The sequence below is a fragment of the Enterobacter cloacae complex sp. IR5458 genome (assembly GCF_049238025.1).
GTDB lineage: Bacteria > Pseudomonadota > Gammaproteobacteria > Enterobacterales > Enterobacteriaceae > Enterobacter > Enterobacter kobei.
This window is the reverse complement of record NZ_JBMKIF010000002.1, coordinates 15721-38917: the sequence shown is the minus strand read 5'-3', so window position 1 is coordinate 38917 and position 23197 is coordinate 15721. Positions and strand designations below refer to the sequence as shown.

The 23197-nt window shown below is 55.3% G+C and carries 25 protein-coding genes; 14 read left to right on the top strand and 11 right to left on the bottom strand.

What is annotated here, in order from left to right; genetic code table 11:
- Nucleotides 1-111: 111 nt before the first annotated feature.
- From ACOTYN_RS01600 to ACOTYN_RS01590, 3 genes are all read right to left on the bottom strand, one after another.
- Nucleotides 112-2025 (bottom strand): DNA topoisomerase III, encoded by a 1914-nt coding sequence (locus ACOTYN_RS01600; protein WP_045269436.1) that lies wholly within the window; start codon nt 2023-2025, stop codon nt 112-114.
- A gap of 4 nt (nt 2026-2029) precedes the next feature.
- The gene (gene selD / locus ACOTYN_RS01595; protein WP_014883453.1) at nt 2030-3073 is read right to left on the bottom strand and encodes a selenide, water dikinase SelD; all 1044 of its coding nucleotides are present in this window, start codon (nt 3071-3073) and stop codon (nt 2030-2032) included.
- A gap of 116 nt (nt 3074-3189) precedes the next feature.
- Nucleotides 3190-3741 (bottom strand): NAD(P)H nitroreductase, encoded by a 552-nt coding sequence (locus ACOTYN_RS01590; protein ID WP_014883452.1) that lies wholly within the window; start codon nt 3739-3741, stop codon nt 3190-3192.
- A gap of 167 nt (nt 3742-3908) precedes the next feature.
- Between ACOTYN_RS01590 and sppA the strand changes: the two genes are divergently transcribed.
- The 4 genes from sppA to ACOTYN_RS01570 all read left to right on the top strand — a co-directional run bounded on the left by sppA (nt 3909) and on the right by ACOTYN_RS01570 (nt 8955).
- On the top strand, nt 3909-5765 hold the full coding sequence (sppA, locus tag ACOTYN_RS01585) for a signal peptide peptidase SppA (protein WP_023332746.1): 1857 nt from the start codon (nt 3909-3911) through the stop codon (nt 5763-5765).
- Nucleotides 5766-5828: 63 nt separating this feature from the next.
- On the top strand, nt 5829-6845 hold the full coding sequence (gene ansA, locus ACOTYN_RS01580; protein ID WP_014883450.1) for an asparaginase: 1017 nt from the start codon (nt 5829-5831) through the stop codon (nt 6843-6845).
- A 9-nt stretch (nt 6846-6854) separates the two neighbouring features.
- Entirely contained in the window at nt 6855-7496 is a 642-nt protein-coding gene (gene pncA, locus ACOTYN_RS01575) for a bifunctional nicotinamidase/pyrazinamidase (protein ID WP_071922330.1), read from the top strand.
- Between the two features lie 202 nt (nt 7497-7698).
- Nucleotides 7699-8955 carry a glycoside hydrolase family 18 protein gene (locus tag ACOTYN_RS01570; protein ID WP_071922331.1) on the top strand — a complete coding sequence of 419 codons (1257 nt, stop codon included), beginning with the start codon at nt 7699-7701 and terminating at the stop codon, nt 8953-8955.
- A 60-nt stretch (nt 8956-9015) separates the two neighbouring features.
- On the opposite strand, the gene ACOTYN_RS01565 is transcribed toward ACOTYN_RS01570, so the two are convergent.
- Both ACOTYN_RS01565 and msrB read right to left on the bottom strand, forming a co-directional pair.
- Complete coding sequence (locus ACOTYN_RS01565) at nt 9016-9294, bottom strand: YeaC family protein (protein ID WP_045135041.1); 279 nt, start codon at nt 9292-9294, stop codon at nt 9016-9018.
- 41 nt (nt 9295-9335) lie between these two features.
- Nucleotides 9336-9749 (bottom strand): peptide-methionine (R)-S-oxide reductase MsrB, encoded by a 414-nt coding sequence (gene msrB, locus ACOTYN_RS01560; RefSeq protein WP_023332742.1) that lies wholly within the window; start codon nt 9747-9749, stop codon nt 9336-9338.
- A 341-nt stretch (nt 9750-10090) separates the two neighbouring features.
- Between msrB and gapA the strand changes: the two genes are divergently transcribed.
- Both gapA and ACOTYN_RS01550 read left to right on the top strand, forming a co-directional pair.
- On the top strand, nt 10091-11086 hold the full coding sequence (gene gapA / locus ACOTYN_RS01555) for a glyceraldehyde-3-phosphate dehydrogenase (protein WP_014831506.1): 996 nt from the start codon (nt 10091-10093) through the stop codon (nt 11084-11086).
- A gap of 75 nt (nt 11087-11161) precedes the next feature.
- Nucleotides 11162-12046, top strand: a complete 885-nt coding sequence (locus tag ACOTYN_RS01550; protein WP_014883445.1) for a D-hexose-6-phosphate mutarotase — start codon at nt 11162-11164, stop codon at nt 12044-12046.
- Nucleotides 12047-12124: 78 nt separating this feature from the next.
- Here the strand turns inward: ACOTYN_RS01550 and ACOTYN_RS01545 are convergent, their stop codons facing one another.
- A complete protein-coding gene (locus ACOTYN_RS01545; RefSeq protein ID WP_071922332.1) occupies nt 12125-12871 on the bottom strand; it encodes a MipA/OmpV family protein in 747 nt (248 codons plus the stop codon).
- 431 nt (nt 12872-13302) lie between these two features.
- Between ACOTYN_RS01545 and yeaG the strand changes: the two genes are divergently transcribed.
- The 3 genes from yeaG to ACOTYN_RS01530 all read left to right on the top strand — a co-directional run bounded on the left by yeaG (nt 13303) and on the right by ACOTYN_RS01530 (nt 17195).
- On the top strand, nt 13303-15237 hold the full coding sequence (yeaG, locus tag ACOTYN_RS01540) for a protein kinase YeaG (RefSeq protein WP_014883443.1): 1935 nt from the start codon (nt 13303-13305) through the stop codon (nt 15235-15237).
- A 74-nt stretch (nt 15238-15311) separates the two neighbouring features.
- The gene (locus ACOTYN_RS01535; RefSeq protein WP_014883442.1) at nt 15312-16595 is read left to right on the top strand and encodes a YeaH/YhbH family protein; all 1284 of its coding nucleotides are present in this window, start codon (nt 15312-15314) and stop codon (nt 16593-16595) included.
- A gap of 99 nt (nt 16596-16694) precedes the next feature.
- Nucleotides 16695-17195, top strand: a complete 501-nt coding sequence (locus ACOTYN_RS01530) for a YbaK/prolyl-tRNA synthetase associated domain-containing protein (RefSeq protein WP_023332738.1) — start codon at nt 16695-16697, stop codon at nt 17193-17195.
- Nucleotides 17196-17211: 16 nt separating this feature from the next.
- On the opposite strand, the gene yoaI is transcribed toward ACOTYN_RS01530, so the two are convergent.
- Entirely contained in the window at nt 17212-17316 is a 105-nt protein-coding gene (gene yoaI, locus ACOTYN_RS01525) for a small membrane protein YoaI (protein WP_023332737.1), read from the bottom strand.
- Between the two features lie 144 nt (nt 17317-17460).
- On the opposite strand from yoaI, the gene ACOTYN_RS01520 reads away from it, so the two are divergent.
- The gene (locus ACOTYN_RS01520) at nt 17461-17907 is read left to right on the top strand and encodes a DUF441 domain-containing protein (protein WP_023332736.1); all 447 of its coding nucleotides are present in this window, start codon (nt 17461-17463) and stop codon (nt 17905-17907) included.
- Here the strand turns inward: ACOTYN_RS01520 and ACOTYN_RS01515 are convergent.
- Nucleotides 17891-18682 (bottom strand): AraC family transcriptional regulator, encoded by a 792-nt coding sequence (locus ACOTYN_RS01515; protein WP_023332735.1) that lies wholly within the window; start codon nt 18680-18682, stop codon nt 17891-17893. The genes ACOTYN_RS01520 and ACOTYN_RS01515 overlap by 17 nt on opposite strands.
- Nucleotides 18683-18781: 99 nt before the next feature.
- On the opposite strand from ACOTYN_RS01515, the gene ACOTYN_RS01510 reads away from it, so the two are divergent.
- Nucleotides 18782-19969, top strand: coding sequence for a CynX/NimT family MFS transporter (locus tag ACOTYN_RS01510; protein WP_045281780.1), 1188 nt, complete (start codon nt 18782-18784; stop codon nt 19967-19969).
- A gap of 32 nt (nt 19970-20001) precedes the next feature.
- Here ACOTYN_RS01510 and ACOTYN_RS01505 read toward each other — a convergent pair whose 3' ends face one another.
- Nucleotides 20002-20709, bottom strand: a complete 708-nt coding sequence (locus ACOTYN_RS01505; protein WP_049010365.1) for a CTP synthase C-terminal region-related (seleno)protein — start codon at nt 20707-20709, stop codon at nt 20002-20004.
- A 101-nt stretch (nt 20710-20810) separates the two neighbouring features.
- Here ACOTYN_RS01505 and ACOTYN_RS01500 point away from each other — a divergent pair, with 101 nt between their 5' ends.
- Nucleotides 20811-21155: a DUF488 domain-containing protein gene (locus tag ACOTYN_RS01500; protein ID WP_045135040.1), complete on the top strand. Its 345-nt coding sequence runs from the start codon at nt 20811-20813 to the stop codon at nt 21153-21155.
- Here the strand turns inward: ACOTYN_RS01500 and ACOTYN_RS01495 are convergent, their stop codons facing one another.
- Together ACOTYN_RS01495 and ACOTYN_RS01490 are read right to left on the bottom strand one after the other, a co-directional pair.
- Nucleotides 21156-21461 (bottom strand): periplasmic protein, encoded by a 306-nt coding sequence (locus ACOTYN_RS01495; protein ID WP_045269430.1) that lies wholly within the window; start codon nt 21459-21461, stop codon nt 21156-21158. It lies immediately after the preceding gene.
- Between the two features lie 80 nt (nt 21462-21541).
- Entirely contained in the window at nt 21542-21796 is a 255-nt protein-coding gene (locus ACOTYN_RS01490; RefSeq protein ID WP_023332730.1) for a DUF333 domain-containing protein, read from the bottom strand.
- A 163-nt stretch (nt 21797-21959) separates the two neighbouring features.
- On the opposite strand from ACOTYN_RS01490, the gene ACOTYN_RS01485 reads away from it, so the two are divergent.
- The gene (locus ACOTYN_RS01485; protein WP_332956371.1) at nt 21960-22979 is read left to right on the top strand and encodes a sensor domain-containing diguanylate cyclase; all 1020 of its coding nucleotides are present in this window, start codon (nt 21960-21962) and stop codon (nt 22977-22979) included.
- Between the two features lie 43 nt (nt 22980-23022).
- Entirely contained in the window at nt 23023-23121 is a 99-nt protein-coding gene (locus ACOTYN_RS01480) for a YoaK family small membrane protein (RefSeq protein ID WP_014883431.1), read from the top strand.
- Nucleotides 23122-23197: the final 76 nt, after the last annotated feature.

The window sequence follows — 23197 nt, the reverse complement described above, 5'->3', positions numbered from 1 at the left end:
ACTGTGTTCTCGCCCTGTAGGCCCGGTAAGGCGTAGCCGCCACCGGGCTTTTTTTCAGGCCGCAGAGCTGCTTTTCGCCGGGTGGCGGCTTCGCCTTACCCGACCTACGGTTTAAGAAGCTGCCGCGCTCTTTTTCTTTTTAAAGGGCTTCTTCGCGCCGCTACCCGGCGCAACCATCCCTCTGAACCGCTTCACCGGCGTACTGCGTGCCTGATCGATCAACTGATACAGCGTCCCCACCAGCGGCTGCATAAAGTCCTGGTAGCGGCACTGCTTTTCACTGATTTGCGTCAGCACGGATTCCCAGTGCGCGGTCATGTCCGGCCTCGCGGCCAGCTCCGGAAGGGAGTGGATGAGCGCCCGGCCCGGCTCCGTGGAGTGGATATAGCGTCCTTTTTTCTCCAGGAAGCCGCGCTTGAACAACAGTTCGATGATCCCCGCTCGCGTCGCTTCCGTACCCAGACCGTCGGTGGCGCGCAGGATTTTCTTCAGATCTTTATCCTGCACGAATCGGGCAATCCCGGTCATGGCCGACAGCAGCGTCGCATCGGTGAAATGGCGTGGCGGCTGGGTCTGACGTTCAACCACTTCACCTTTCTCGCACAATAACTCGTCATCTTTCGCGACTACCGGCAGCGGCGTACCGTCGTTCTCCTCGTCACGCTCTTTGTTGCCGAGCAGCGTGCGCCAGCCCGCTTCCGCGAGGAAACGCGCTTTGGCGATAAACTTACCTTTGGCAATCTCAAGCTCAATGACGCATTTGCGGAACACCGCGTCCGGGCAGAACTGCATCAGATACTGACGGGCGATGAGGTTATAGACCTTCGCTTCGTTATCCGTCAGGTTAACGTGGCTGGCGCGTGCCGTCGGGATAATTGCATGGTGGGCGTCCACCTTTTTATCATCCCAGCAGCGGTTATGGGTGTCCGGATTCACCACCGGCTGCGGCAGGAGATCGGCGGCGTGTACGCTTATCGCATTCAGTACCGCGTGGCGACCGGCAAAATGTTCTTCCGGCAGATAACGGCTATCCGAACGCGGGTAGGTGATCAGCTTGTGGGTTTCATAGAGCTTCTGGCAGATATCCAGCACGTTTTGCGCGCTGAGGCCAAAGCGCTTCGCCGCCTCAATCTGCAAGGCCGAGAGCGAAAATGGCAGCGGTGCGGGTTCTGATTCCCGTTTATCGTTATAGCTGGTGACGATGGCAGGCTGACCGGTAATACGGTTAACCACATGCTCCGCCAGCGGACGGTGCAGCAAGCGCCCCTCTTCATCCTGGTACGATTCACAGGCATCGCTCGGCTGCCAGACGGCGGTAAAGCGTTCGTCCTTAGGCGTAACGATATGCGCTTTCACTTCAAAGAAATCTTTGGCGACGAAGTTCTCAATCTCTTCATCACGACGCACCACCAGCCCCAGCACCGGCGTCTGCACGCGGCCCACGGAGAGTACCCCCTGATAGCCCGCATTACGCCCGAGGATGGTGTAGGCGCGGGTCATGTTGATCCCGTACAGCCAGTCAGCGCGCGCGCGCGCAAGCGCCGAGACGCACAGCGGGATAAACTCGCTGTTGGCACGCAGACGCGAGATCGCACGCTCTACCGCCTGCGGGTTGAGGTCGTTTATCAGGCAGCGCTGTACCTGCTGGCGTTTTTCCGGCGCCAGCTCGAGATAGTCCAGCACTTCATCTACCAGCAGTTGCCCTTCCCTGTCCGGGTCACCTGCGTGAACCACTTCAGAGGCTTCCTGCAGGAAACGCTTGATCACGTTCAGCTGTTTGGTCACCGAAGGCCGGGGCTGCAGGCGCCATTTTTCCGGCACGATGGGCAGATCGTTGAGGTTCCAGCGGGCGTAGCGGCTGTCGTAGACGTCCGGCTGCGCCTGCTCAAGCAGGTGACCAATACACCAGGTCACCACCTGCCCGTTACCGCATTCGATAAAGCCGTCGCCCTTGCGGTGCGGCTTCGGCAACACGTCGGCGATGGCGCGCGCCAGGCTCGGCTTTTCGGCAATAAACAACCGCATCGAATTAACGGATCTCAATCATCGGTCGGCCACCGCGTGCGGTCACCAGCTCGCCGATCGCCGTCAGGGTAATGCCAAACTCGGCAGCCGTTGCCTGAACGTCAGCTTCGGCTTCCGGTGTGACCGCCAGCAGCAGGCCGCCGGAAGTTTGTGGATCGCACAGCAGGTTGCGCCACTCTTCAGGCATCTCGCCCATCAGGTGACCGTAGCTGGCAAAGTTGCGCTGAGTACCGCCCGGCACCGCGCCCTGCGCAATGTACTCTTCCACGCCCGGCAGTTTCGGCACGTCCTGATACCAGACCTGTGCCTGCACGCCCGCGCCCTGACACACTTCGGAGAGGTGTCCCAGCAGACCAAAACCGGTCACATCGGTCATCGCCTTCACGCCGTCGATATTGGCGAATGCCGCGCCCGCAAGGTTCATCTGGCACATCACTTCCGTTGCCAGACCTTTGTGTTCCGGCTTCAGCAGGGATTTTTTCTCGGCGGTCGTGAGTACGCCAATGCCGAGCGGCTTGGTGAGGAACAGCTTGCAGCCCGCCTGCGCGGTGCTGTTGCGCTTCACGCGCTCGGTCGGCACCACGCCCGTGACGGCCAGGCCAAAAATAGGTTCAGGCGCGTCAATCGAGTGACCACCGGCCAGCGCAATTCCCGCCTGCTGACAGGCGAAACGGCCGCCATCAATGACGTCGCGGGCAATTTCCGGCGCGAGGGTATTAATTGGCCAGCCCAGAATGGCGATGGCCATAATCGGCTTACCGCCCATCGCGAAGATATCACTGATGGCGTTGGTGGCCGCAATGCGCCCGAAATCGAAGGGGTTATCGACAATTGGCATAAAGAAGTCAGTGGTGCTGATAATGCTGGTGCCGTTACCTAAGTCATAAACTGCAGCATCGTCACGCGTTTCATTGCCGACAAGCAGGTTCGGGTCGACAAACTTCGCCTGTTCACTGTGCAGAATGGTCTCCAGCACTTTCGGGGAAATTTTACAACCGCAACCGGCTCCGTGGCTGTACTGCGTTAAACGAATGGTTTGCTCGCTCATGGACGTCTCCTGTCATCTCAATCGCGCTATGGTAGCGCTCATTCCATAAAGAGGTAAGTATGACTGTCTGAATTCTGCGGCAGATGCTCAGAATCCAGACAGTTTAGCGTGGGTTATCAGAAACGGCTGACGAAAGGCGAAGTGTCCGGCACGCTGATGGTGCTGGAGGCTTTAAGCTGCGGCGTACCGAGGTAGAGGAAACCGACAATTTTATCGTGCTCACCGCAGCCAAAACCGTCACGGACTACCGGGCTCTCGGTCAGCGGACCGGTACGCCAGATACCGTTAAACCCCTGTGCGACAGCGGCCATTTGCATCGCCATTACCGCGCAGCCAGCAGACATTTCCTGCTCCCAGACCGGGACTTTGTGGCCAGCCTGACATTTCGCCACGACGGCGATGATCATCGGCGCACGGAACGGCGCATTGCGCGCTTTATCGATACCTTTCTCATCCTGCCCGACGGCAACCGCGCCCTGCTCCAGCAGCTGGCTGAAACGATCGCGGCCTTCACCTTCAATCACAAAGAAGTGCCACGGCTGCAGCGTGCCGTGATCGGGGGCACGCATCCCGGCACGCAGAATGTTTTCCAGCTGCTCGCCCGCCGGGGCAGGTTCGGCCAGACGTGACGCGCTGCGGCGGTTAACAAGCAGTTCAAGTGCGTCCATTGGTTAACTCCTTTATTGAAATTTACTCACAAAATTAACACGGCCGCAGATTTTGTTACAGCCTGGCAGGCGATTCCTGCTGACAAGTGGCGGTTGGGTCATTACGATAACCCAACATTACCGTCCAGTGGCGACGGAAACAGTCATTTTCTGGTTAGGGAGAATACATGCGAACCCTTTGGCGAATCTTTGCCGGTTTCTTTAAATGGACGTGGCGACTGCTCAACTTCGTCCGCAACCTGGTGATGAACATCTTCTTCATCCTGCTGGTTCTGGTTTGCGCAGGCATCTGGATGCATATCAGCAATGCGAATCAGGCGCAGCATTCAACTCGCGGGGCGCTGTTACTCGATATCACCGGCGTCATCGTGGATAAACCGTCCACCAGCAACCGTCTGGGGGTCATTGGACGTCAGCTGTTTGGCGCGACGTCCGACCGCCTGCAGGAAAACTCCCTGTTCGATATTGTCGATACTATCCGTCAGGCCAAAGACGACCGAAATATCACCGGGATCGTACTGGATCTGAAAGATTTTGCCGGAGGCGACCAGCCTTCAATGCAGTACATCGGTAAAGCGCTGCGTGAATTCCGCGACAGCGGTAAGCCAGTGATCGCCGTGGGCGACAGCTACAGCCAGGGGCAATATTATCTGGCAAGCTTCGCCAACAAGATCTGGCTCTCTCCGCAGGGGACGGTCGACCTGCACGGCTTTGCCACCAACGGCCTGTACTACAAATCGCTGCTCGACAAGCTGAAAGTGACGACCCACGTCTTCCGCGTCGGCACCTATAAATCAGCCGTGGAGCCGTTTATTCGCGACGATATGTCCCCTGCTGCCCGTGAAGCGGACAGCCGCTGGATTGGCGAGCTGTGGCAAAACTATCTGGGCACCGTGGCCGCTAACCGCCAAATTACCGCTGAGCAGGTCTTCCCGGGCGCACGTGGCGTGCTGGAGGGTCTGCGTAAGGTTGACGGCGATACCGCGAAATATGCACTCGACAATAAACTCGTTGATGCGCTGGGTACCAGTGCGGATATCGAAAAAGCCCTGACCAAACAGTTTGGCTGGAGCAAAGAGGACAAAAACTACAGCGCCATCAGTATGTATGACTACGCTGCGAAAAAACCGGACGAGAGCGGTGACAGCGTAGCCGTGGTGTTTGCTAACGGCGCCATCATGGACGGTCAGGAAACCCCGGGTAACGTCGGCGGTGACACTACCGCGTCGCAAATCCGTGACGCGCGCCTTGACCCGAAAGTGAAAGCCATTGTTCTGCGCGTAAACAGCCCAGGCGGCAGCGTGAGCGCCTCCGAAGTGATCCGCGCTGAGCTGGCCGCAGCCCGCGCTGCGGGCAAACCGGTCGTCGTCTCCATGGGCGGAATGGCGGCATCAGGTGGGTACTGGATCTCCACGCCAGCCAACTACATTGTGGCTAACCCAAGTACGCTGACGGGTTCTATCGGCATCTTCGGGGTGATTAACACCGTGGAAAACAGTCTGGATTATCTGGGCGTGCACACCGACGGTGTTTCTACGTCGCCGCTGGCAGATGTGTCGATAACGAAATCCCTGCCGCCGGAAGTGTCGGAGATGATGCAGCTGAGCATTGAGAACGGGTATAAGCGCTTTATTACGCTGGTGGCTGACTCGCGTAAAAAGACGCCTGAACAGATTGACCAGATTGCTCAGGGCCACGTCTGGACAGGTCAGGACGCGAAGAACAACGGACTGGTGGACAGTCTGGGTGACTTTGACGACGCCGTGAAGAAAGCGGCCGACCTGGCGAAGCTCAAGCAATGGCACATTGAGTATTATCAGGATGAGCCGTCATTCTTTGATATGGTGATGGACAGCATGTCTGTCTCCGTTCGCGCCATGCTGCCGGAGGCGCTGCAGGCTTACCTGCCTGCGCCGGTTGCCACGGCAGCGAAAGCGATGAAGACGGAAAGCGATAAGCTCGCGGCCTTTAACGATCCACAAAGTCGTTACGCGTTTTGCCTGACCTGCGCGAACGTCCGTTAAAAACCGTCCCCTCTTCTCGCGAAGAGGGGATTTTTTTCTTTTGAAGAACAAGAACTCACTACCATGCAGAAGAAATCGATTTATGTAGCCTACACTGGCGGTACCATCGGTATGCAGCGCTCTGAAAATGGCTATATTCCTGTCTCCGGCCACCTTCAGCGTCAGCTTGCGTTGATGCCTGAGTTCCACCGTCCGGAAATGCCTGACTTTACCATCCATGAATACGAGCCGCTGATGGACTCCTCCGACATGACGCCAGAAGACTGGCAGCACATCGCGGATGACATTAAAGCGCATTACGACCAGTACGACGGCTTCGTGATCCTGCATGGTACCGACACCATGGCGTTCACGGCCTCGGCGCTCTCCTTCATGCTGGAGAACCTGAGCAAGCCGGTTATCGTCACCGGGTCGCAAATTCCGCTGGCGGAGTTACGCTCCGACGGGCAGATCAACCTGCTGAACTCCCTGTACGTGGCGGCAAATTACCCGATTAACGAAGTCTCGCTGTTCTTCAACAACCGTCTGTATCGCGGCAACCGCACGACGAAAGCCCATGCCGATGGTTTTGACGCCTTCGCCTCACCGAACCTGCAGCCGCTGCTGGAAGCCGGGATTCATATCCGTCGTCTGGGCACGCCGCCTGCACCGAATACCGCTGGCGAGCTGATTGTGCATCCGATTACCCCGCAGCCCATCGGCGTGGTTACCATTTACCCGGGTATTTCCGCCGACGTGGTCCGCAACTTCCTGCGCCAGCCAGTGAAAGCGCTGATCCTGCGCTCCTACGGCGTGGGCAACGCCCCGCAGAACGGTGAGTTTCTAAAAGAGCTTCAGGAAGCCAGCGAACGCGGAATTGTGGTGGTGAACCTGACCCAGTGTATGTCCGGCAAAGTGAATATGGGTGGCTATGCCACCGGCAACGCGCTGGCACATGCGGGTGTTATCAGCGGTTTCGATATGACCGTTGAGGCGACGCTGACTAAACTTCACTATTTACTGAGTCAGGATCTGGACATTCAGTCCATTCGCAACGCCATGATGCAAAATCTGCGCGGTGAACTGACCCCGGACGAATAAGGAGGCCTCATGACGCAACGCGCCCTGCTACTGGTCGATTTGCAAAATGATTTCTGCGCAGGCGGCGCGCTGGCCGTCGCCGAAGGTGACAGCAGCGTTGACGTGGCGAATAGGCTGATTGACTGGTGTAAAGCCCGCGGTGAAGCGGTGGTCGCCAGCCAGGACTGGCACCCGGCTAACCACGGCAGTTTTGCCAGCCAGCACAATGTCGAACCGTTCACTCAGGGTGAACTCGACGGGCTGGCGCAAACCTTCTGGCCGGATCATTGCGTGCAGCAAACGGAAGGCGCGGCGCTGCATCCGCTCCTGAATCAGAAAGCCATCGACGCGGTGTTCCATAAGGGTGAAAACCCGACAATAGACAGCTACAGCGCGTTTTTTGATAACGGTCATCGTCAGAAGACCGCGCTGGACGCGTGGTTACGCCACCATGAAATCACGGAGCTGATTGTGCTGGGGCTGGCGACAGATTATTGCGTAAAGTTTACCGTACTGGACGCGCTCCAGTCAGGCTACACCGTCAGCGTGATAACCGACGGCTGTCGCGGGGTGAACATCCAGGCGCAGGACAGCGCTCAGGCGTTTATGGAGATGGCTGCCGAAGGCGCGACGCTGTATACCCTGGCAGACTGGCTGGAAACGCAGGCGTAGTTTTTTAAGCCGGGTGGCGGCTTCGCCTTACCCGGCCTACTTTCTCTGGAGCGCAGCGCCACCCGGCATTTCTTCTCCAATCCCCATAAAGTGAACTCCCTCGCATCCTCAGCGAAGCGGCAATGCTATTCTCGTCAGGTTGTTTTTTCGCCACGCCTTTTCTGTGGCGTGGTTATTTTTATTAAGTCAAAGAGGAAATTATATGAAACGTTTGCCCTTGCTGGCAGCATTACCCTTGCTTTGCGCGTCACTGGCTTCCGCTGCGCCCCTGATGTCCGTCGGCTATTTCAACGGGGGTGGCGATGTCACCGCTGGACCGGGTGGCGACATTAATAAACTGGATGTCCGCCAGATCACCCACCTGAACTATTCGTTTGGTATGGTCTACAACGACGAGAAAGACGAAACCAACGCCGCGCTGAAAGATCCGACGAAACTGCATCAGATCTGGCTTTCGCCCAAAGTGGCATCCGATCTGGCCTTAATCCCCACTCTGCGTAAACAAAACCCGCACCTTAAAGTGCTGCTCTCTGTTGGCGGCTGGGGTGCGCGTGGTTTCTCTGGCGCAGCGGCCACCAAAGAGAGTCGTGCGGTGTTTATCCGATCCGCCCAGGAGGTTGTCGACAAATACAGTCTGGACGGGATTGATCTCGACTGGGAGTACCCGGTCAACGGCGCGTGGGGACTGGTTGCCAGCACGCCAGCCGACAGGGACAACTTCACCGCGCTGCTGAAAGAGATGCGCGACGCATTCGGGCAGAAAAAGCTGGTGACCATTGCGGTAGGTGCCAATGCGGAAAGTCCGAAAAGCTGGGTGGATGTCAAAGCCATCGCTCCCCTGCTCGACTACATCAACCTGATGACCTACGACATGGCGTATGGTACCCAGTATTTTAACGCCAACCTCTATGATTCCAGCGCCTGGCCGACGGTGGCTGCTGCCGATAAATACAGCGTGGACTTTGTGGTAAATAACTATCTGGCCGCGGGACTGAAACCACAGCAGATGAACCTCGGGATCGGGTTTTACGGTCGCGTACCGAAACGCGCCGTTGAGCCGGGTATCGACTGGAGCAAGCCGGACGCACAAAAAAATCCGGTCACCCAGCCCTACTTTGGACCGCAGGAGCTCGGCTTGTTCAGGTCGCTCGGCTATGACCTGTCCAAAGATACCTACGTGAAGTACAACGATATCGTGAAAAAGCTGCTGAACGATCCGCAGAAGCGTTTTACCGAGCACTGGGACGACCAGGCGAAAGTGCCGTGGCTCTCCGTGGAAGCAGCCGACGGCAAGGCGCTCTTTGCGATTTCGTATGAGAACCCGCGTTCCGTGGCGATCAAAGCGGACTACATTAGACAGAAAGGTCTCGCCGGGGCGATGTTCTGGGAGTATGGCGCGGACGATAACAACCAGTTAGCGAAGCAGCTGGCAGAGTCATTAGGGATCCCGCAAAAGTAGCGACGCATTCAAACCCTCTCCCCGTGGGAGAGGGTTGGATGAAGGCATCAGCCCGCACGGTTATTGCATTTTCAGCGTCGCAATTGGCTTCGGCGTGATGCCAAAATCTTCTTTCAGCTCTCGCTTGCTTTTCATCACCATCTGGCCGTTGGTATCGATCGTCATGTGCTGCGCGTCAGTATTGTTGCGCGCCTGCCACAGCATCACCAGCTGCAAACTGTTCTCTTTTTGCTCAGGGGTAAGCGCCACGCCATCCGGCCATTTTCCCAGTTCAACGGCGGTGACCAGACGCTGATAAACGTCCTGGGTCATCCCGTTAATCATGTCATCAATATTCACGATCTCTCCCTTTCAAAGGAATAATTTGCTGAATCGTTTTTTCAACCCTTGATCTGGTCGCCGTTTTCGTCATCCGTGAAGCTCATGGATGCCGAATTGACGCAGAAACGCTCCCCCGTTGGCTGTGGACCATCCGGGAAGACGTGCCCCAGGTGTGCGTCGCAGGTCCCGCAACGGATTTCCGTGCGCACCATGCCGTGCGAGGTGTCAGTCAGATAGCGGATGGCCTCATCGCTCACCGGCTCGTAAAAGCTCGGCCAGCCGCAGCCGGAATCGAATTTCGTTTGTGAGTTAAACAGCGGGGCATCACAGACCAGACAGTGATAGACGCCGTCTCGCTTATTGTGCAGTAAACGCCCGGTGAATGGCGGTTCCGTGCCGTGGTTCTGCGTCACGTAAAACTGCATTTCTGTGAGGTTTTTTTTCAAATCGTCAGGGTTACGTTGGTTCGACATATGCTTACATCTCGCTGTAGAAACAGACATCTTTTAACCCGGATTCTAACAAAACATTAACACCCTTGCGTGCACTTTTGTTCTAAACTTATGTGTCGCGAAAAGGCGGTCAGGCAATTGTGATCATGTTCACATTTTTATCCTGCGAGGACTTTAAAATTCCGGGCGCAGCCCCCATGTGGTTGCAAGCTCAAAGGGAAAGTGAGGCGAGTCAGTCGCACAAACGTTAGTCACAGGATTGATTTGTCGCAATGATTGACACGATTCCGCTTGACGCTGCGTAAGGTTTTTGTAATTTTACAGGCAACCTTTTATTCACTAACAAATAGCTGGTGGAATATATGACTATCAAAGTAGGTATCAACGGTTTTGGCCGTATCGGCCGTATTGTTTTCCGTGCTGCTCAGAAACGTTCTGACATCGAAATCGTTGGTATCAACGATCTCCTGGACGCTGAATACATGGCGTACATGCTGAAGTACGACTCAACTCACGGTCGTTTCGACGGCACCGTTGAAGTGAAAGACGGCCACCTGGTTGTTAACGGCAAAACCATCCGCGTTACTGCTGAGAAAGACCCAGCTAACCTGAAATGGAACGAAATCGGTGTTGATGTTGTAGCTGAAGCTACCGGTATCTTCCTGACCGACGAAACTGCACGTAAACACATCACTGCAGGCGCGAAGAAAGTTGTTCTGACTGGTCCTTCTAAAGACAACACCCCAATGTTCGTTCGTGGTGCAAACTTCGAAACTTACGCTGGCCAGGACATCGTTTCCAACGCATCCTGCACCACCAACTGCCTGGCACCGCTGGCTAAAGTTATCAACGACAACTTCGGCATCATCGAAGGTCTGATGACTACCGTTCACGCTACCACCGCTACTCAGAAAACCGTTGACGGCCCGTCTCACAAAGACTGGCGCGGCGGCCGTGGCGCGGCTCAGAACATCATCCCATCCTCTACCGGTGCTGCTAAAGCTGTAGGTAAAGTACTGCCAGAACTGAATGGCAAACTGACTGGTATGGCGTTCCGCGTTCCAACGCCTAACGTATCCGTTGTTGACCTGACCGTTCGTCTGGAAAAAGCTGCTTCTTATGAAGAAATTAAGAAAGCAATCAAAGCTGCTTCCGAAGGCGCAATGAAAGGCGTTCTGGGTTACACCGAAGACGACGTTGTATCTACTGATTTCAACGGCGAAGTGTGCACTTCCGTGTTCGATGCTAAAGCTGGTATCGCACTGAACGACAACTTCGTGAAACTGGTTTCCTGGTACGACAACGAAACTGGCTACTCTAACAAAGTACTGGACCTGATCGCTCACATCTCCAAATAAGTTGAGATGATTGTTTGATCCAAAAAGGCGACTTCGGTCGCCTTTTTTATTGTTTTTTAGACAGAGGATTGCTTAATGATTAATAAAATATTTGCACTTCCGGTAGTCGAACAACTTACCCCTGTGCTCTCCCGCCGCCAGATTGACGGCGCTGATGTTATCGTCGTTGACCACCCGCGCGTGAAAGCCTCCGTGGCGCTGAATGGCGCACACCTGCTCTCCTGGAAGCCTGAGGGCGAAGAGGAAGGACTGTGGCTGAGCGACGCCACCTCGTTCAAAAAAGGGGCTGCTATCCGTGGCGGCGTCCCCATCTGCTGGCCATGGTTCGGCCCGTCCACACAGCAGGGTTTGCCGTCTCACGGTTTTGCCCGTAACCAGCAGTGGACGCTGAAAGCGCACAACGAAGATGACAACGGTGCCGTGCTGACCTTTGAGCTGCAGGCGAATGATGAAACCCGCGCCCTGTGGCCGCATGATTTCACCCTGTACGCCCGTTTCAAGCTGGGTAAAACCTGCGAAATTGAGCTGGAAGCGCATGGCGAGTTCGAAACCACGTCTGCCCTGCACACCTACTTCAACGTGGGTGACATCAACGCAGTGAAGGTGAGCGGCCTCGGCGATACCTTTATCGACAAAGTTGATAATGCGAAAGAGGGCAAGCTGAGCGACGGCGTTCAGGCTTTCCCCGATCGTACCGACCGCGTCTATCTCCACCCGGAAGCCTGCAGCGTGATCCACGATGGTGCCCTGAACCGCGGCATTGAGGTCGTTCATCATCATCACAGCAATGTGGTGGGCTGGAACCCAGGTCCGGCATTGTCTGTCAGCATGGCCGATATTCCTGATGACGGTTACAAAACATTCGTTTGTGTAGAAACAGCCTGCGTGACCACGCCGCAGAAAGCGAGCGAAGAAAAACCGTCTCGTTTAGGGCAGACGATCCGTATTGTTAAGCGATAATCGCCCTGCACCACAAAAAAGCAAACGGGGCGCAAGCGCCCCGTTTTGATGCAATGATTGCACTGAATTAATGCACAATCAGAACTTGTAGGTCACACCCACAGAGAAGATACCCGCCCAGGACTTATCGACCATCGGGCTATCTTTCACTTCATCGCTCAGACGCTCATAACGGCCAGTACCGTAGACGCTCCAGTCGCCAAGGAAGTTATAGCTCGCGGTCAGCTCCAGGTAGGGATCCCAGCCATCATCTGCGCTGTAGCTTTTCAGACCACTGCGGCGAGACTCGTTTTTAGAGACGCCGTAATAGTAGTCGTTGTAGTTTTCACTGTTGTACTGCACACCGATGCCCGGCGTCAGGGTGAGCCCGCCGTTGGTATAACGGTACAGCCACGCCAGGTCCCAGATAAAGCCGTTGCTGTTGTCCAGCGTATCACCTGCCAGAGCAGTACGCAGGAAGCCATACTCGGTGTTATGCACGTATGAAAGCCCGGCCATCATGCTACTTTTGCGCTTATCGAGCTGGCGAAGCGCGTGGCTGTCGCTGTCTCCCGGCTTGAAGTGCGTTGGATCGTAGTAGGCCATGATCGAGAGCTTGTCGGACGTGTCATTCCAGAGATAGTAGCCGCCGCCGAGACCGCGGAACCAGACGTTCTCGCCTTCATAGGTGATAACGGGAACAGGATATACGTCACGATCGTACTGTTTGTATGGGCTGTTAATGACGCCAACACCCGCGCCAACCGTCCACTGACTTTCCGCCTGAGCGGTGCTAACTGCGGTCGCGGCAAGGATGCCCAATGCCAGAAGTTTGAGTTTGGTCACAATCCATTCTTTCCTGTAGTCAAATAATCAGCGGGAGAAGTGTAACCGCCATTCCCGTACAACCCAAAATTTTTTGCCTGCTAATCAGTCTGATTAACCCGTTATTTTTCACTTTTCAGATGACAGCACGCTTTCATTTATATGACCACTGAATGAAAAACGTGCTTAAGCCTTATAACCCAGGTGGAAATTTTTGGATGAGTTATTGATATGTCATTGAAATTAGATTTTCTCAGCATGCAAGTTTGGCAAATGCCATCTACGCTTAATTTTAAGAAGAGTTTTCCTGAACGCCCTGCGGTTCTTAGCCTCTGACCTGGCACACAGGTTGCTGCTCTGGCAGTGAGGTGCGAGAGATTCTCTTCCGGGAGCCTCCACTACTCATACGAACGGCTCTTATCCTGTGCTAAAAAACGAAAGGACGGCATGCCATGAATATATTCGATCACTATCGCCAGCGCTATGAAGCTGCCAAGGACGAAGAGTTCACACTGCAGGAGTTTCTTACCATTTGTCGGCAAGATCGCAGTGCCTATGCCAATGCGGCAGAACGGCTATTGATGGCTATTGGTGAGCCAAACATGGTTGATACTGCCCTGGAGCCACGGCTTTCCCGTCTGTTTTCGAATCGGGTGGTCGCCCGATATCCGGCGTTCGAAGAGTTCTACGGCATGGAAGATGCCATTGAACAGATTGTCTCCTATCTGAAGCATGCCGCTCAGGGTCTGGAAGAGAAGAAACAGATCCTCTATTTACTCGGCCCGGTCGGTGGCGGTAAATCCTCGCTGGCTGAACGCCTGAAGTCGCTGATGCAGCGCGTGCCGATTTATGTGTTGAGCGCTAATGGCGAACGCAGCCCGGTGAACGACCATCCGCTGTGCCTGTTTAATCCACAGGAAGATGCGCAAATTCTGGATAAAGAGTTTGGCATTCCGCGCCGCTACCTCGGCACCATCATGTCGCCGTGGGCGGCAAAACGCCTGCATGAGTTTGGGGGCGATATCACCAAATTCCGCGTGGTGAAAGTGTGGCCGTCTATCCTTGAGCAGATCGCCATCGCCAAAACGGAACCGGGTGATGAGAACAACCAGGATATCTCGGCGCTGGTGGGTAAAGTTGATATCCGTAAGCTGGAAAACTTCGCACAAAATGACCCGGATGCCTATGGCTATTCAGGTGCGCTGTGCCGCGCCAACCAGGGGATCATGGAATTCGTGGAGATGTTTAAAGCACCAATCAAAGTGCTGCATCCTCTGCTGACGGCGACCCAGGAAGGGAACTATAACGGGACGGAAGGTATCTCCGCCCTGCCGTTTAACGGGATAATCCTCGCCCACTCGAACGAATCCGAATGGGTGACCTTCCGTAATAATAAAAACAATGAGGCTTTCCTTGACCGCGTGTACATCGTCAAGGTGCCTTATTGCCTGCGGATCTCCGAAGAGATCAAGATTTACGAGAAACTGCTCAACCACAGTGAGCTGGTGCACGCTCCCTGCGCGCCAGGCACGCTGGAAACGTTGTCGCGCTTCTCTATCCTTTCGCGTTTGAAAGAGCCGGAAAACTCCAGCATATACTCAAAAATGCGCGTCTATGATGGCGAAAGCCTGAAAGACACCGATCCGAAAGCGAAATCCTATCAGGAGTATCGTGATTACGCCGGGGTCGATGAAGGGATGAACGGCCTGTCCACCCGTTTCGCGTTTAAGATCCTCTCCCGCGTCTTTAACTTCGACCATGCGGAAGTGGCGGCCAACCCGGTTCACTTGTTCTACGTGCTGGAGCAGCAGATTGAACGCGAGCAGTTCCCGCAGGAGCAGGCTGAACGCTATCTTGAGTTCCTGAAAGGCTACCTGATTCCGAAATACGCCGAGTTCATTGGCAAAGAGATCCAGACAGCCTACCTGGAATCCTATTCAGAGTACGGACAGAATATTTTCGACCGTTATGTCACCTACGCTGACTTCTGGATCCAGGATCAGGAGTACCGCGACCCGGATACCGGCCAGCTGTTTGACCGTGAATCCCTGAACGCGGAACTGGAAAAAATTGAGAAGCCTGCCGGGATCAGCAACCCGAAAGACTTCCGTAATGAGATTGTGAACTTCGTCCTGCGCGCCAGAGCGCATAACAACGGACGCAATCCGAACTGGACCAGCTACGAGAAACTGCGCACCGTTATTGAGAAGAAAATGTTCTCCAATACCGAAGAGCTGCTGCCGGTTATCTCGTTCAACACCAAAACCTCAACCGATGAGCAGAAGAAACACGACGATTTTGTCGACCGTATGATGGAAAAAGGCTACACCCGCAAACAGGTTCGCCTGCTCTGCGAATGGTATCTGCGCGTGCGTAAATCGTCCTAAAACAAGTGCCCGGCAGCGCTAGCGCCTGCCGGGCCAACAAAAACGCAAGTTGGCAAATGCAGTACGGGGGGTATATGACCTGGTTTATTGACCGGCGTCTTAACGGCAAAAACAAGAGCACGGTGAACCGCCAGCGCTTCTTGCGCCGTTACAAAGCGCAAATTAAACAGTCGATCTCCGAGGCCATCAACAAACGCTCGGTGACCGACGTCGATAGCGGCGAGTCTGTTTCCATCCCCACCGATGACATCAGCGAACCGATGTTTCATCAGGGGCGAGGCGGTCTGCGCCATCGCGTACACCCAGGTAATGACCACTTCGTTCAGAACGACAGAATTGAGCGTCCTCAGGGCGGCGGCGGTGGTTCAGGAAGCGGTCAGGGACAGGCCAGCCAGGACGGTGAAGGTCAGGATGAGTTCGTTTTCCAGATTTCAAAAGATGAATACCTCGACCTGCTGTTTGAGGACCTGGCGCTGCCGAATCTGAAAAAGAATCAGCATCGTCAGCTTAACGAGTACAAAACCCATCGCGCGGGCTATACCGCCAACGGCGTCCCCGCCAACATCAGCGTCGTGCGTTCGTTGCAGAATTCGCTGGCGCGGCGCACGGCCATGACGGCAGGCAAACGTCGTGAACTGCGCGAACTTGAGAGTAGCCTGAAGGTCGTGGAAAACACGGAGCCGGCGCAACTGCTGGAAGAGGAGCGCCTGCGCAAAGAGATTGCCGAGCTAAGAGCGAAGATCGATCGCGTTCCGTTTATCGACACGTTCGACCTGCGTTACAAGAACTATGAAAAACGCCCAGAGCCCTCAAGCCAGGCAGTGATGTTCTGTCTGATGGACGTCTCCGGCTCCATGGACCAGGCCACCAAGGATATGGCGAAGCGTTTTTATATCCTGCTCTACCTGTTCCTGAGCAGAACCTATAAGAACGTGGAAGTGGTCTATATTCGCCACCATACGCAGGCTAAAGAGGTCGACGAGCATGAGTTCTTCTACTCGCAGGAGACCGGCGGCACCATCGTCTCCAGCGCGCTGAAGCTGATGGATGAAGTCGTGAAAGAGCGTTACGACCCGGCGCAATGGAATATCTATGCCGCGCAGGCGTCAGATGGTGATAACTGGGCAGACGACTCACCGCTGTGTCACGACATCCTGGCGAAGAAAATTCTGCCGGTGGTGCGTTACTACAGCTATATCGAAATTACCCGTCGCGCGCATCAGACCCTGTGGCGGGAGTATGAACATCTGCAATCGATGTTTGATAATTTTGCCATGCAACATATCCGTGACCAGGATGATATTTATCCGGTGTTCAGGGAGCTCTTCCACAAGCAGTCTGCTAACAGCAACGCATAATCTCACAGCCAGCGAACGCGCTGGCTGTTTTCTTTCGACGCCGTTCTTCTCGTGCTAATGTAGCCATCTGCATACTGGATTATCACCGGGAAAATCGCGATGACTGACGACGTTATGGGGACAGGAACCCACCAGCAACTGATAACCTTACTCACCGGGCAAGGCGCACGTTTTCGCGTTATGGAGCACGAGGCGGTCGGGAAATGTGAAGCGGTAAGTGAAATACGCGGGACCGATCTGCGTCAGGGCGCAAAAGCCCTGGTCTGCAAAGTGAAGGGGAACGGTGTTAAAAAGCATGTTCTGGCGATCCTGGCCGCCGATCTGCAGGCCGACCTGAGCCGGCTTGCCAGCCATTTCGGCGGGCTTAAAGCCTCCCTCGCCAGCCCGGCCGAGGTAAGTACCCTTACCGCCTGCGTATTCGGCGCTATTCCGCCTTTTAGTTTCCACCCCGATCTGACGCTGGTCGCCGACCCGCTGCTGTTCGAGCGTTTCGACGAAATCGCGTTTAACGCCGGCCTGCTGGAAAAATCCGTGATCATGGATACCCAGGATTACCTGCGCATCGCCCGTCCTGAGCTGGTGACTTTCCATAAAGTCTAACCGTGAAGGCTGACTGTCAGCCTTTTCTCTCCAGCAACAGTACGGAGGCGACGAGAATCGCGGCAATGGCGAAAAACGATGAGGAGATAATCAGCGTTTCAACAAACATGTGATCGTTCATGATAGCGACCCCTTTGCGATATCTGCCTTCGTTTTAAACCGCGTAAATGACAAGGTTATGACAGCGGTAAAATCTTTTTAAAACTGTTCTCCGCCCTTTTTCCGCGTACAGTAAGCAGGACGATTATTTTGGCAAGGATTCCCTATGTTTGACCCTACTCTGCTCATTCTCCTGGCACTCGCCGCGCTGGGTTTTATCAGTCATAACACCACCGTCGCCATCTCGATTCTGGTGCTGATTATCGTGCGCGTCACGCCGTTAAATACCTTTTTCCCGTGGATAGAAAAGCAAGGCCTCACCATCGGGATAATCATTTTAACCATCGGGGTGATGGCGCCCATCGCCAGCGGTACGCTTCCCGCCTCAACGCTGCTGCACTCGTTTGTCAACTGGAAATCGCTGGTGGCTATCGCGGTAGGTGTTTTTGTCTCATGGCTCGGGGGGCGCGGCGTTACGCTGATGAGCAGCCAGCCTTCGCTGGTTGCGGGTCTGCTGGTGGGCACTGTGCTGGGCGTAGCGCTCTTTCGCGGCGTGCCGGTGGGCCCGCTGATTGCAGCCGGGCTGGTCTCCCTGTTTATCGGGAAGTCGTAGTCAGGCTGGCCATGTAACGCGCTGGCGTTTGACCCAGCCCCTTCTTAAACATGGTAATAAACGCGGTGGTCGAGTCATAACCCAGTGACTGCGCCACCTGCTGTACCGATTTCCCGCCGATCAAATGCTGTAACGCCACAATAAGCTGCAGCTGGTGACGCCAGCGACGAAAGCTTAAACCGGTCTCTTTTACCACCAGTCGCGCCAGGTTGCGTTCGCTCATGGCGAAGTGGCTTGCCCATTGTGCCAGCGTCTGCCAGGCCGCGGGCTCTTCAGCCATCTTCTCGCTCATCAGCCGGATTTTTGGATGGGGCGAGACGGGTAACTGTAAATGCTCCTGACGCTGGAGCGGCAGTTCATCAAACAGGACATCGACCAGTCGGGATGTGGCCGCAAGCTGAAGCTGTGCCTGCGATTTTTCTGCCAGAGATAAAATGAGCTCCCGCACCAGAGGGGACATTTTCAGCGTACAACAGCGGTCGGGCAGACTGGCGGCGCCGGGCTCAATGAACAAAAAGCAGAGCTGCGCCCCCGGCGTGGCCCTGTTACTGTGCGGCATCTGCCCGGGGATCCAGACCGCGTACTGGGGCGGTACCATCAACATGGCATTTTCCACTTCACAGGTAATCGCGCCGCCAAGCGCCAGAATCAGCTGTCCCTTGCGGTGATGATGCAGGGGTATATATTGTTCCTCCGCCACCACACGGATGCGAAAGGCGACGGCTGCATCATGCTGGCTATCAGGATCGTAGCCGTCCAGTCCCAGTCCAATCATCATGTTGTCCGATTTTAGCGATAAACTGTCATTTTAGCCTGATTTCAACCGCCGGGAAAATCGGTATTGTGTGCGCTCGCTTGAACGTATGAGAACATAATGACTACTGCTATTCGCACCTCAGGAAAACACGGCGCGCTGTTGATTGCAGGCATCCTGATGATCGCCACCACGCTTCGCGTCACCTTTACCGGCGCAGCCCCGCTGCTGGATACCCTTCGCCTTGATTATGGCTTAAGCACGGCGCAAACCGGTCTGCTGACCACCCTGCCCCTGTTGGCTTTTGCCCTGATCTCCCCGCTCGCCGCAGGTCTGGCCCGACGTATTGGCATGGAGCGTAGCCTGTTTATCGCCCTCTTGCTGATTTGCGCCGGGATAGCCGTTCGCTCCCTGCCTTCCGCTGCCCTGCTTTTCATCGGCACGGCAGTGATTGGCTGCGGGATCGCGCTTGGGAACGTGCTGTTACCAGGTTTAATTAAACGTGACTTTCCGGGCCAGGTGGCGAAACTCACCGGTGCCTATTCACTGACGATGGGGGCAGCCGCCGCGTTAGGCTCGGCGCTAATCGTGCCGCTGGCCCAGGGTCATGCGGGCTGGCAGGGCGCGCTGCTGATGCTGATGGTGTTTCCGCTGCTCGCCTTGCTGCTCTGGCTGCCGCAGTGGCGTCAGAAACATGTTGCGACGGTAACAGGCGCAGGCGCGTTACATAACCGCGCAATCTGGCGTTCTGCTCTCGCCTGGCAGGTGACGCTCTTTCTGGGGATTAACTCCCTTATCTATTACGTCATCATCGGCTGGCTGCCGGCGATACTACTTAGCCACGGCTACAGCGAGGCACAGGCAGGTTCGGTGCATGGTCTTTTACAGCTGGCGACAGCCGTGCCGGGACTTGCCGTTCCGCTGATCCTCCATCGGCTGAAAGATCAGCGGACGATCGCCGGTGCAGTGGCGCTGATGTGCGCAGTAAGCGCTGCGGGATTGTGGTTTATGCCGGATATGGCGGTGATGTGGACGCTGGTGTTTGGCTTTGGCTCCGGAGCAACGATGATCCTCGGCCTGACGTTCATCGGTCTGCGCGCGAGCTCTGCGCATCAGGCGGCGGCATTGTCCGGTATGGCACAGTCTATCGGCTACCTGCTCGCTGCCTGCGGACCGCCGCTGATGGGTAAAATCCACGATTCGGTAGGAGACTGGCGCATCCCCCTTCTCGCCTGTGCGCTGGCCGCGATCGTCATGGCCGTCTGCGGGATACTTGCCGGGCGCGACCGGGAAATCGCGCCCCGCTAAACACGAAGGCAGACCATCGGGTCTGCCCTGTTTTAGCCCCGCGCCGCGCGAAGCAATGCCTGTACGAGAACCACCGGACGTCCTTCCAGCGCAGCACGCTCGTGCTGGAACAAAGTGATCACAAAGAACGGGTGGGTTATCAGCTCCGCCGCACGGATTTCCCCCTGTTCGTCCCAGCCCGTCACGCGCATATCACCGCTCTCCAGCGCCTGAGCAAATTCCGGCGACACACCATAGTTGCAGTGATATCCCTCTTCAATTTCGGGTTTGCCGTAGGCTTTGGCGATCAGCGTATTGCTGCGCAGTTCAATGGCATCGGATATTTCCACCAGCGAGCAGGTCAGCGGCGCGATCACCATAGTGCCTTCGGTATCCGTCTCAGCATGTGCCGCATCGTGCCAGCCCAGCACGTTACGGGCATACTCAATCAGCGCATGCTGGAACCCACCGCAGGTCCCCAGGAATGGAATACTGTTTTCACGGGCGTAGCGTGCGGCAATAAAGGCGGCCTCTGTGTTTTTATAGGGGCTCGCAGGAACCAGCCAGATGGCATCGTAGCCCACCAGATCCTCAGAACTGGTTAATTCCGGGGTAGCAAGCCAGTCGTAATCGGCGGTGAGGTCAAGAACGGCCGCAGCATCGTCAATGGCCAACGGGATCGCCTTGTGTGCAATAACATCAGGATTGTAATCGCCAACCAGCGCAATGCGGAGCGTCGTTTTAACCGGGAGGTGTTCCATGAAAGGTTCCTTATGCCAGAGTATTATCAGATAACATAAGGAACCTCAGACTACCGATCTTCTGCAATTATCACAATACCTTAAATTGGGAGGGTGGAATTATGATTCAGTGCAAACGCGTCTATGAGCAGGCAAGCCCGGACGATGGCTATCGGGTGCTGGTGGACAGACTCTGGCCGCGCGGGGTTAAAAAAACGGACCTCGCCCATGACGAATGGTGTAAAACACTCACGCCATCGAACGCATTACGTCAGGAGTATCATAGCGAAGCTATTGATTTTGCGACTTTCAGTAAAGCCTATCAGGAAGAACTGGCGCAGCATAAGGACGAGGGAAGGCGTCTTGCGGCGCTGGCACACAAGCAGACTCTCACCCTCCTCTATGGCGCGAAAAACACGGAACAGAATCACGCCCTGGTTTTAGCCGACTGGCTACGCCATTTGTGATCAGCTGATTGTCAGCTCATCCCGCATTTGCGGGGCTTGATCAGGGGTGAGCGGCATCAGATGTTCGGCGCGAACAAACGCAAAGCCGTGCTGATTGTCAAAGGCGTAGACGTCTCCGGTGACCAGCCAAAGCGCGCGGTCCGCACTTGCGGGTAATTGCGTCATCACGCCGTTAACCGGGTTTACAAAACGCAGGCCAGGCTGGCAAAGACCAAACAACTCAACAGATTTACCAATATTGCGACGGCCAGAAGCCGTGCGGGCACCGATGATCATCGCCATGCTGCCCGGTTTAAGCTGAAACATACTTCTCTCGCGGTAACAGTAGCCAGATACTGGCTAAGAATAATCCTAAAGAGAAGTGTATCGCAGCACCTGCCCTTCTGTCACCTGGTGGGTTGCGGATGATCGCGACGATAGAGCGTCCATTCGTCGATCACTTCACCACCCGGCAGCTTGCACTCGGTACGAACACCCTGCGGGCTTTGAATCGGGATCTGTTCCCCGCCCTTTTCCAGACAGTAAACGGAAGCCGGGTTCGCCATACCTACGGCCTGCGGCGGTTTGGGCGCATCGGGTGGGGTTGTTTTTGCGGTACAGGCGGCCAGGGGAAGCGTCAGCGCCAGAAGCAGAAATCTCATCGCATCGATCCTTGTGACATCATCTTTGCCTAAGGGTAACGGCTCAGCGCCGCTTTCTCCATATATAAAATTTTCTGCATTCATGTTTTACTATGCCTGAAGCCTAAGAATTCAGCATAACATGCAGATGCAGACGTCTTCTGCCTGGGAGTCTTTCTACGTCATGTCGGATATTATCCTTGCCCGTGTTTCAGAAACCCTCGTTACTGAGCAATCCCTTGAAAGTCTCGTTCGTCAGCTGCTGGAGATGCTGGAAATCGTCACCGATATGGAGTCGACTTACCTGACGAAGGTGGATATCCAGGCGCGGCTGCAGCATATCCTTTATGCCCGAAACAGTAAGCAGATGACGATCCCGGAGGGGCTGAGCGTGCCCTGGGATGAAACGCTGTGTAAGCGCGCGCTGGATAGCGACACCATCTTCAGTAACGATGTCCCCGAGCGCTGGCCGGAGTGCGAAGCGGCGAAAGCTCTCGGTATTACCACTTACATGAGCATTCCGGTTCATCTCGCCGATGGCTCGCTTTACGGTACGCTTTGCGCCACCAGCACGGCTAAAAAGCCGCTCAGCGAGCGCGGTGAACAGATGTTAAAATTATTCGCCGGGTTGATTGGTCAGTACATTCAGAAAGAATCTCTGGTGAACCAGCTTCGGGAAGCTAACGCGGCGCTCATCGCACACTCTTATACCGATGCCCTTACCGGCCTGCCCAATCGTCGCGCCATCTTTGAGGATCTGACTACTCTGTTTTCCCTGGCTCGGCACATGAAACGTAATGCCATCATTGCGTTTATCGATCTGGACGATTTTAAATTGATTAACGATCGGTATGGGCATGAAGCAGGCGACCAGTTCCTGATTGAAGTGGGCAAGCGTTTGACCGCAGAAAAACAGCAGGACGATATCATTGGTCGGCTGGGCGGCGATGAGTTTCTGGTGGCCTCTCTGAGTCATGTCGACAATGAGGAGCACATGAATCAGCTCAAAGCGCGCTTCAGCGCACGCATTGCAGGGGAATACTGGCTGGGTAACATTAACCTTATTTATCCGGGAGCCAGCCTCGGCGTTATCGAAGTGGACCCAGACGTAACCGATCCGGACAGCGCATTACGTGCTGCTGATGTGGCGATGTATCAGGATAAGAAAGGAAAAAGCAAAACACGCTTTCTCGCGATGGATTAACCCCGTACACTCTACGGCGTTATAAAAAGAAAAAGGTGATGATATGAGAATAGGGATCCTCTTCCCTGTCGTTATTTTTATAACGGCGGTCGTGTTTCTGGCGTGGTTTTTTGTCGGTGGTTACGCTGCACCGGGGGCATAAATGAGAAAAACCACGCTCATTATGTTAATCATCGCCATTGTGGCCTTTGCTGGCACGCAGCTTGGCTGGTGGTGAA

Excerpts from the sequence above, each read along its gene's own strand:
- ACOTYN_RS01600 (WP_045269436.1), bottom strand. The coding sequence starts at position 2,025 with ATGCGGTTGTTTATTGCCGAAAAGCCGAGCCTGGCGCGCGCCATCGCC.
- selD (WP_014883453.1), bottom strand. The coding sequence starts at position 3,073 with ATGAGCGAGCAAACCATTCGTTTAACGCAGTACAGCCACGGAGCCGGT.
- ACOTYN_RS01590 (WP_014883452.1), bottom strand. The coding sequence starts at position 3,741 with ATGGACGCACTTGAACTGCTTGTTAACCGCCGCAGCGCGTCACGTCTG.
- sppA (WP_023332746.1), top strand. The coding sequence starts at position 3,909 with ATGCGAACCCTTTGGCGAATCTTTGCCGGTTTCTTTAAATGGACGTGG.
- ansA (WP_014883450.1), top strand. The coding sequence starts at position 5,829 with ATGCAGAAGAAATCGATTTATGTAGCCTACACTGGCGGTACCATCGGT.
- pncA (WP_071922330.1), top strand. The coding sequence starts at position 6,855 with ATGACGCAACGCGCCCTGCTACTGGTCGATTTGCAAAATGATTTCTGC.
- ACOTYN_RS01570 (WP_071922331.1), top strand. The coding sequence starts at position 7,699 with ATGAAACGTTTGCCCTTGCTGGCAGCATTACCCTTGCTTTGCGCGTCA.
- msrB (WP_023332742.1), bottom strand. The coding sequence starts at position 9,749 with ATGTCGAACCAACGTAACCCTGACGATTTGAAAAAAAACCTCACAGAA.
- gapA (WP_014831506.1), top strand. The coding sequence starts at position 10,091 with ATGACTATCAAAGTAGGTATCAACGGTTTTGGCCGTATCGGCCGTATT.
- ACOTYN_RS01550 (WP_014883445.1), top strand. The coding sequence starts at position 11,162 with ATGATTAATAAAATATTTGCACTTCCGGTAGTCGAACAACTTACCCCT.
- yeaG (WP_014883443.1), top strand. The coding sequence starts at position 13,303 with ATGAATATATTCGATCACTATCGCCAGCGCTATGAAGCTGCCAAGGAC.
- ACOTYN_RS01535 (WP_014883442.1), top strand. The coding sequence starts at position 15,312 with ATGACCTGGTTTATTGACCGGCGTCTTAACGGCAAAAACAAGAGCACG.
- ACOTYN_RS01530 (WP_023332738.1), top strand. The coding sequence starts at position 16,695 with ATGACTGACGACGTTATGGGGACAGGAACCCACCAGCAACTGATAACC.
- yoaI (WP_023332737.1), bottom strand. The coding sequence starts at position 17,316 with ATGAACGATCACATGTTTGTTGAAACGCTGATTATCTCCTCATCGTTT.
- ACOTYN_RS01520 (WP_023332736.1), top strand. The coding sequence starts at position 17,461 with ATGTTTGACCCTACTCTGCTCATTCTCCTGGCACTCGCCGCGCTGGGT.
- ACOTYN_RS01515 (WP_023332735.1), bottom strand. The coding sequence starts at position 18,682 with ATGATTGGACTGGGACTGGACGGCTACGATCCTGATAGCCAGCATGAT.
- ACOTYN_RS01510 (WP_045281780.1), top strand. The coding sequence starts at position 18,782 with ATGACTACTGCTATTCGCACCTCAGGAAAACACGGCGCGCTGTTGATT.
- ACOTYN_RS01505 (WP_049010365.1), bottom strand. The coding sequence starts at position 20,709 with ATGGAACACCTCCCGGTTAAAACGACGCTCCGCATTGCGCTGGTTGGC.
- ACOTYN_RS01500 (WP_045135040.1), top strand. The coding sequence starts at position 20,811 with ATGATTCAGTGCAAACGCGTCTATGAGCAGGCAAGCCCGGACGATGGC.
- ACOTYN_RS01495 (WP_045269430.1), bottom strand. The coding sequence starts at position 21,461 with ATGTTTCAGCTTAAACCGGGCAGCATGGCGATGATCATCGGTGCCCGC.
- ACOTYN_RS01490 (WP_023332730.1), bottom strand. The coding sequence starts at position 21,796 with ATGAGATTTCTGCTTCTGGCGCTGACGCTTCCCCTGGCCGCCTGTACC.
- ACOTYN_RS01485 (WP_332956371.1), top strand. The coding sequence starts at position 21,960 with ATGTCGGATATTATCCTTGCCCGTGTTTCAGAAACCCTCGTTACTGAG.
- ACOTYN_RS01480 (WP_014883431.1), top strand. The coding sequence starts at position 23,023 with ATGAGAATAGGGATCCTCTTCCCTGTCGTTATTTTTATAACGGCGGTC.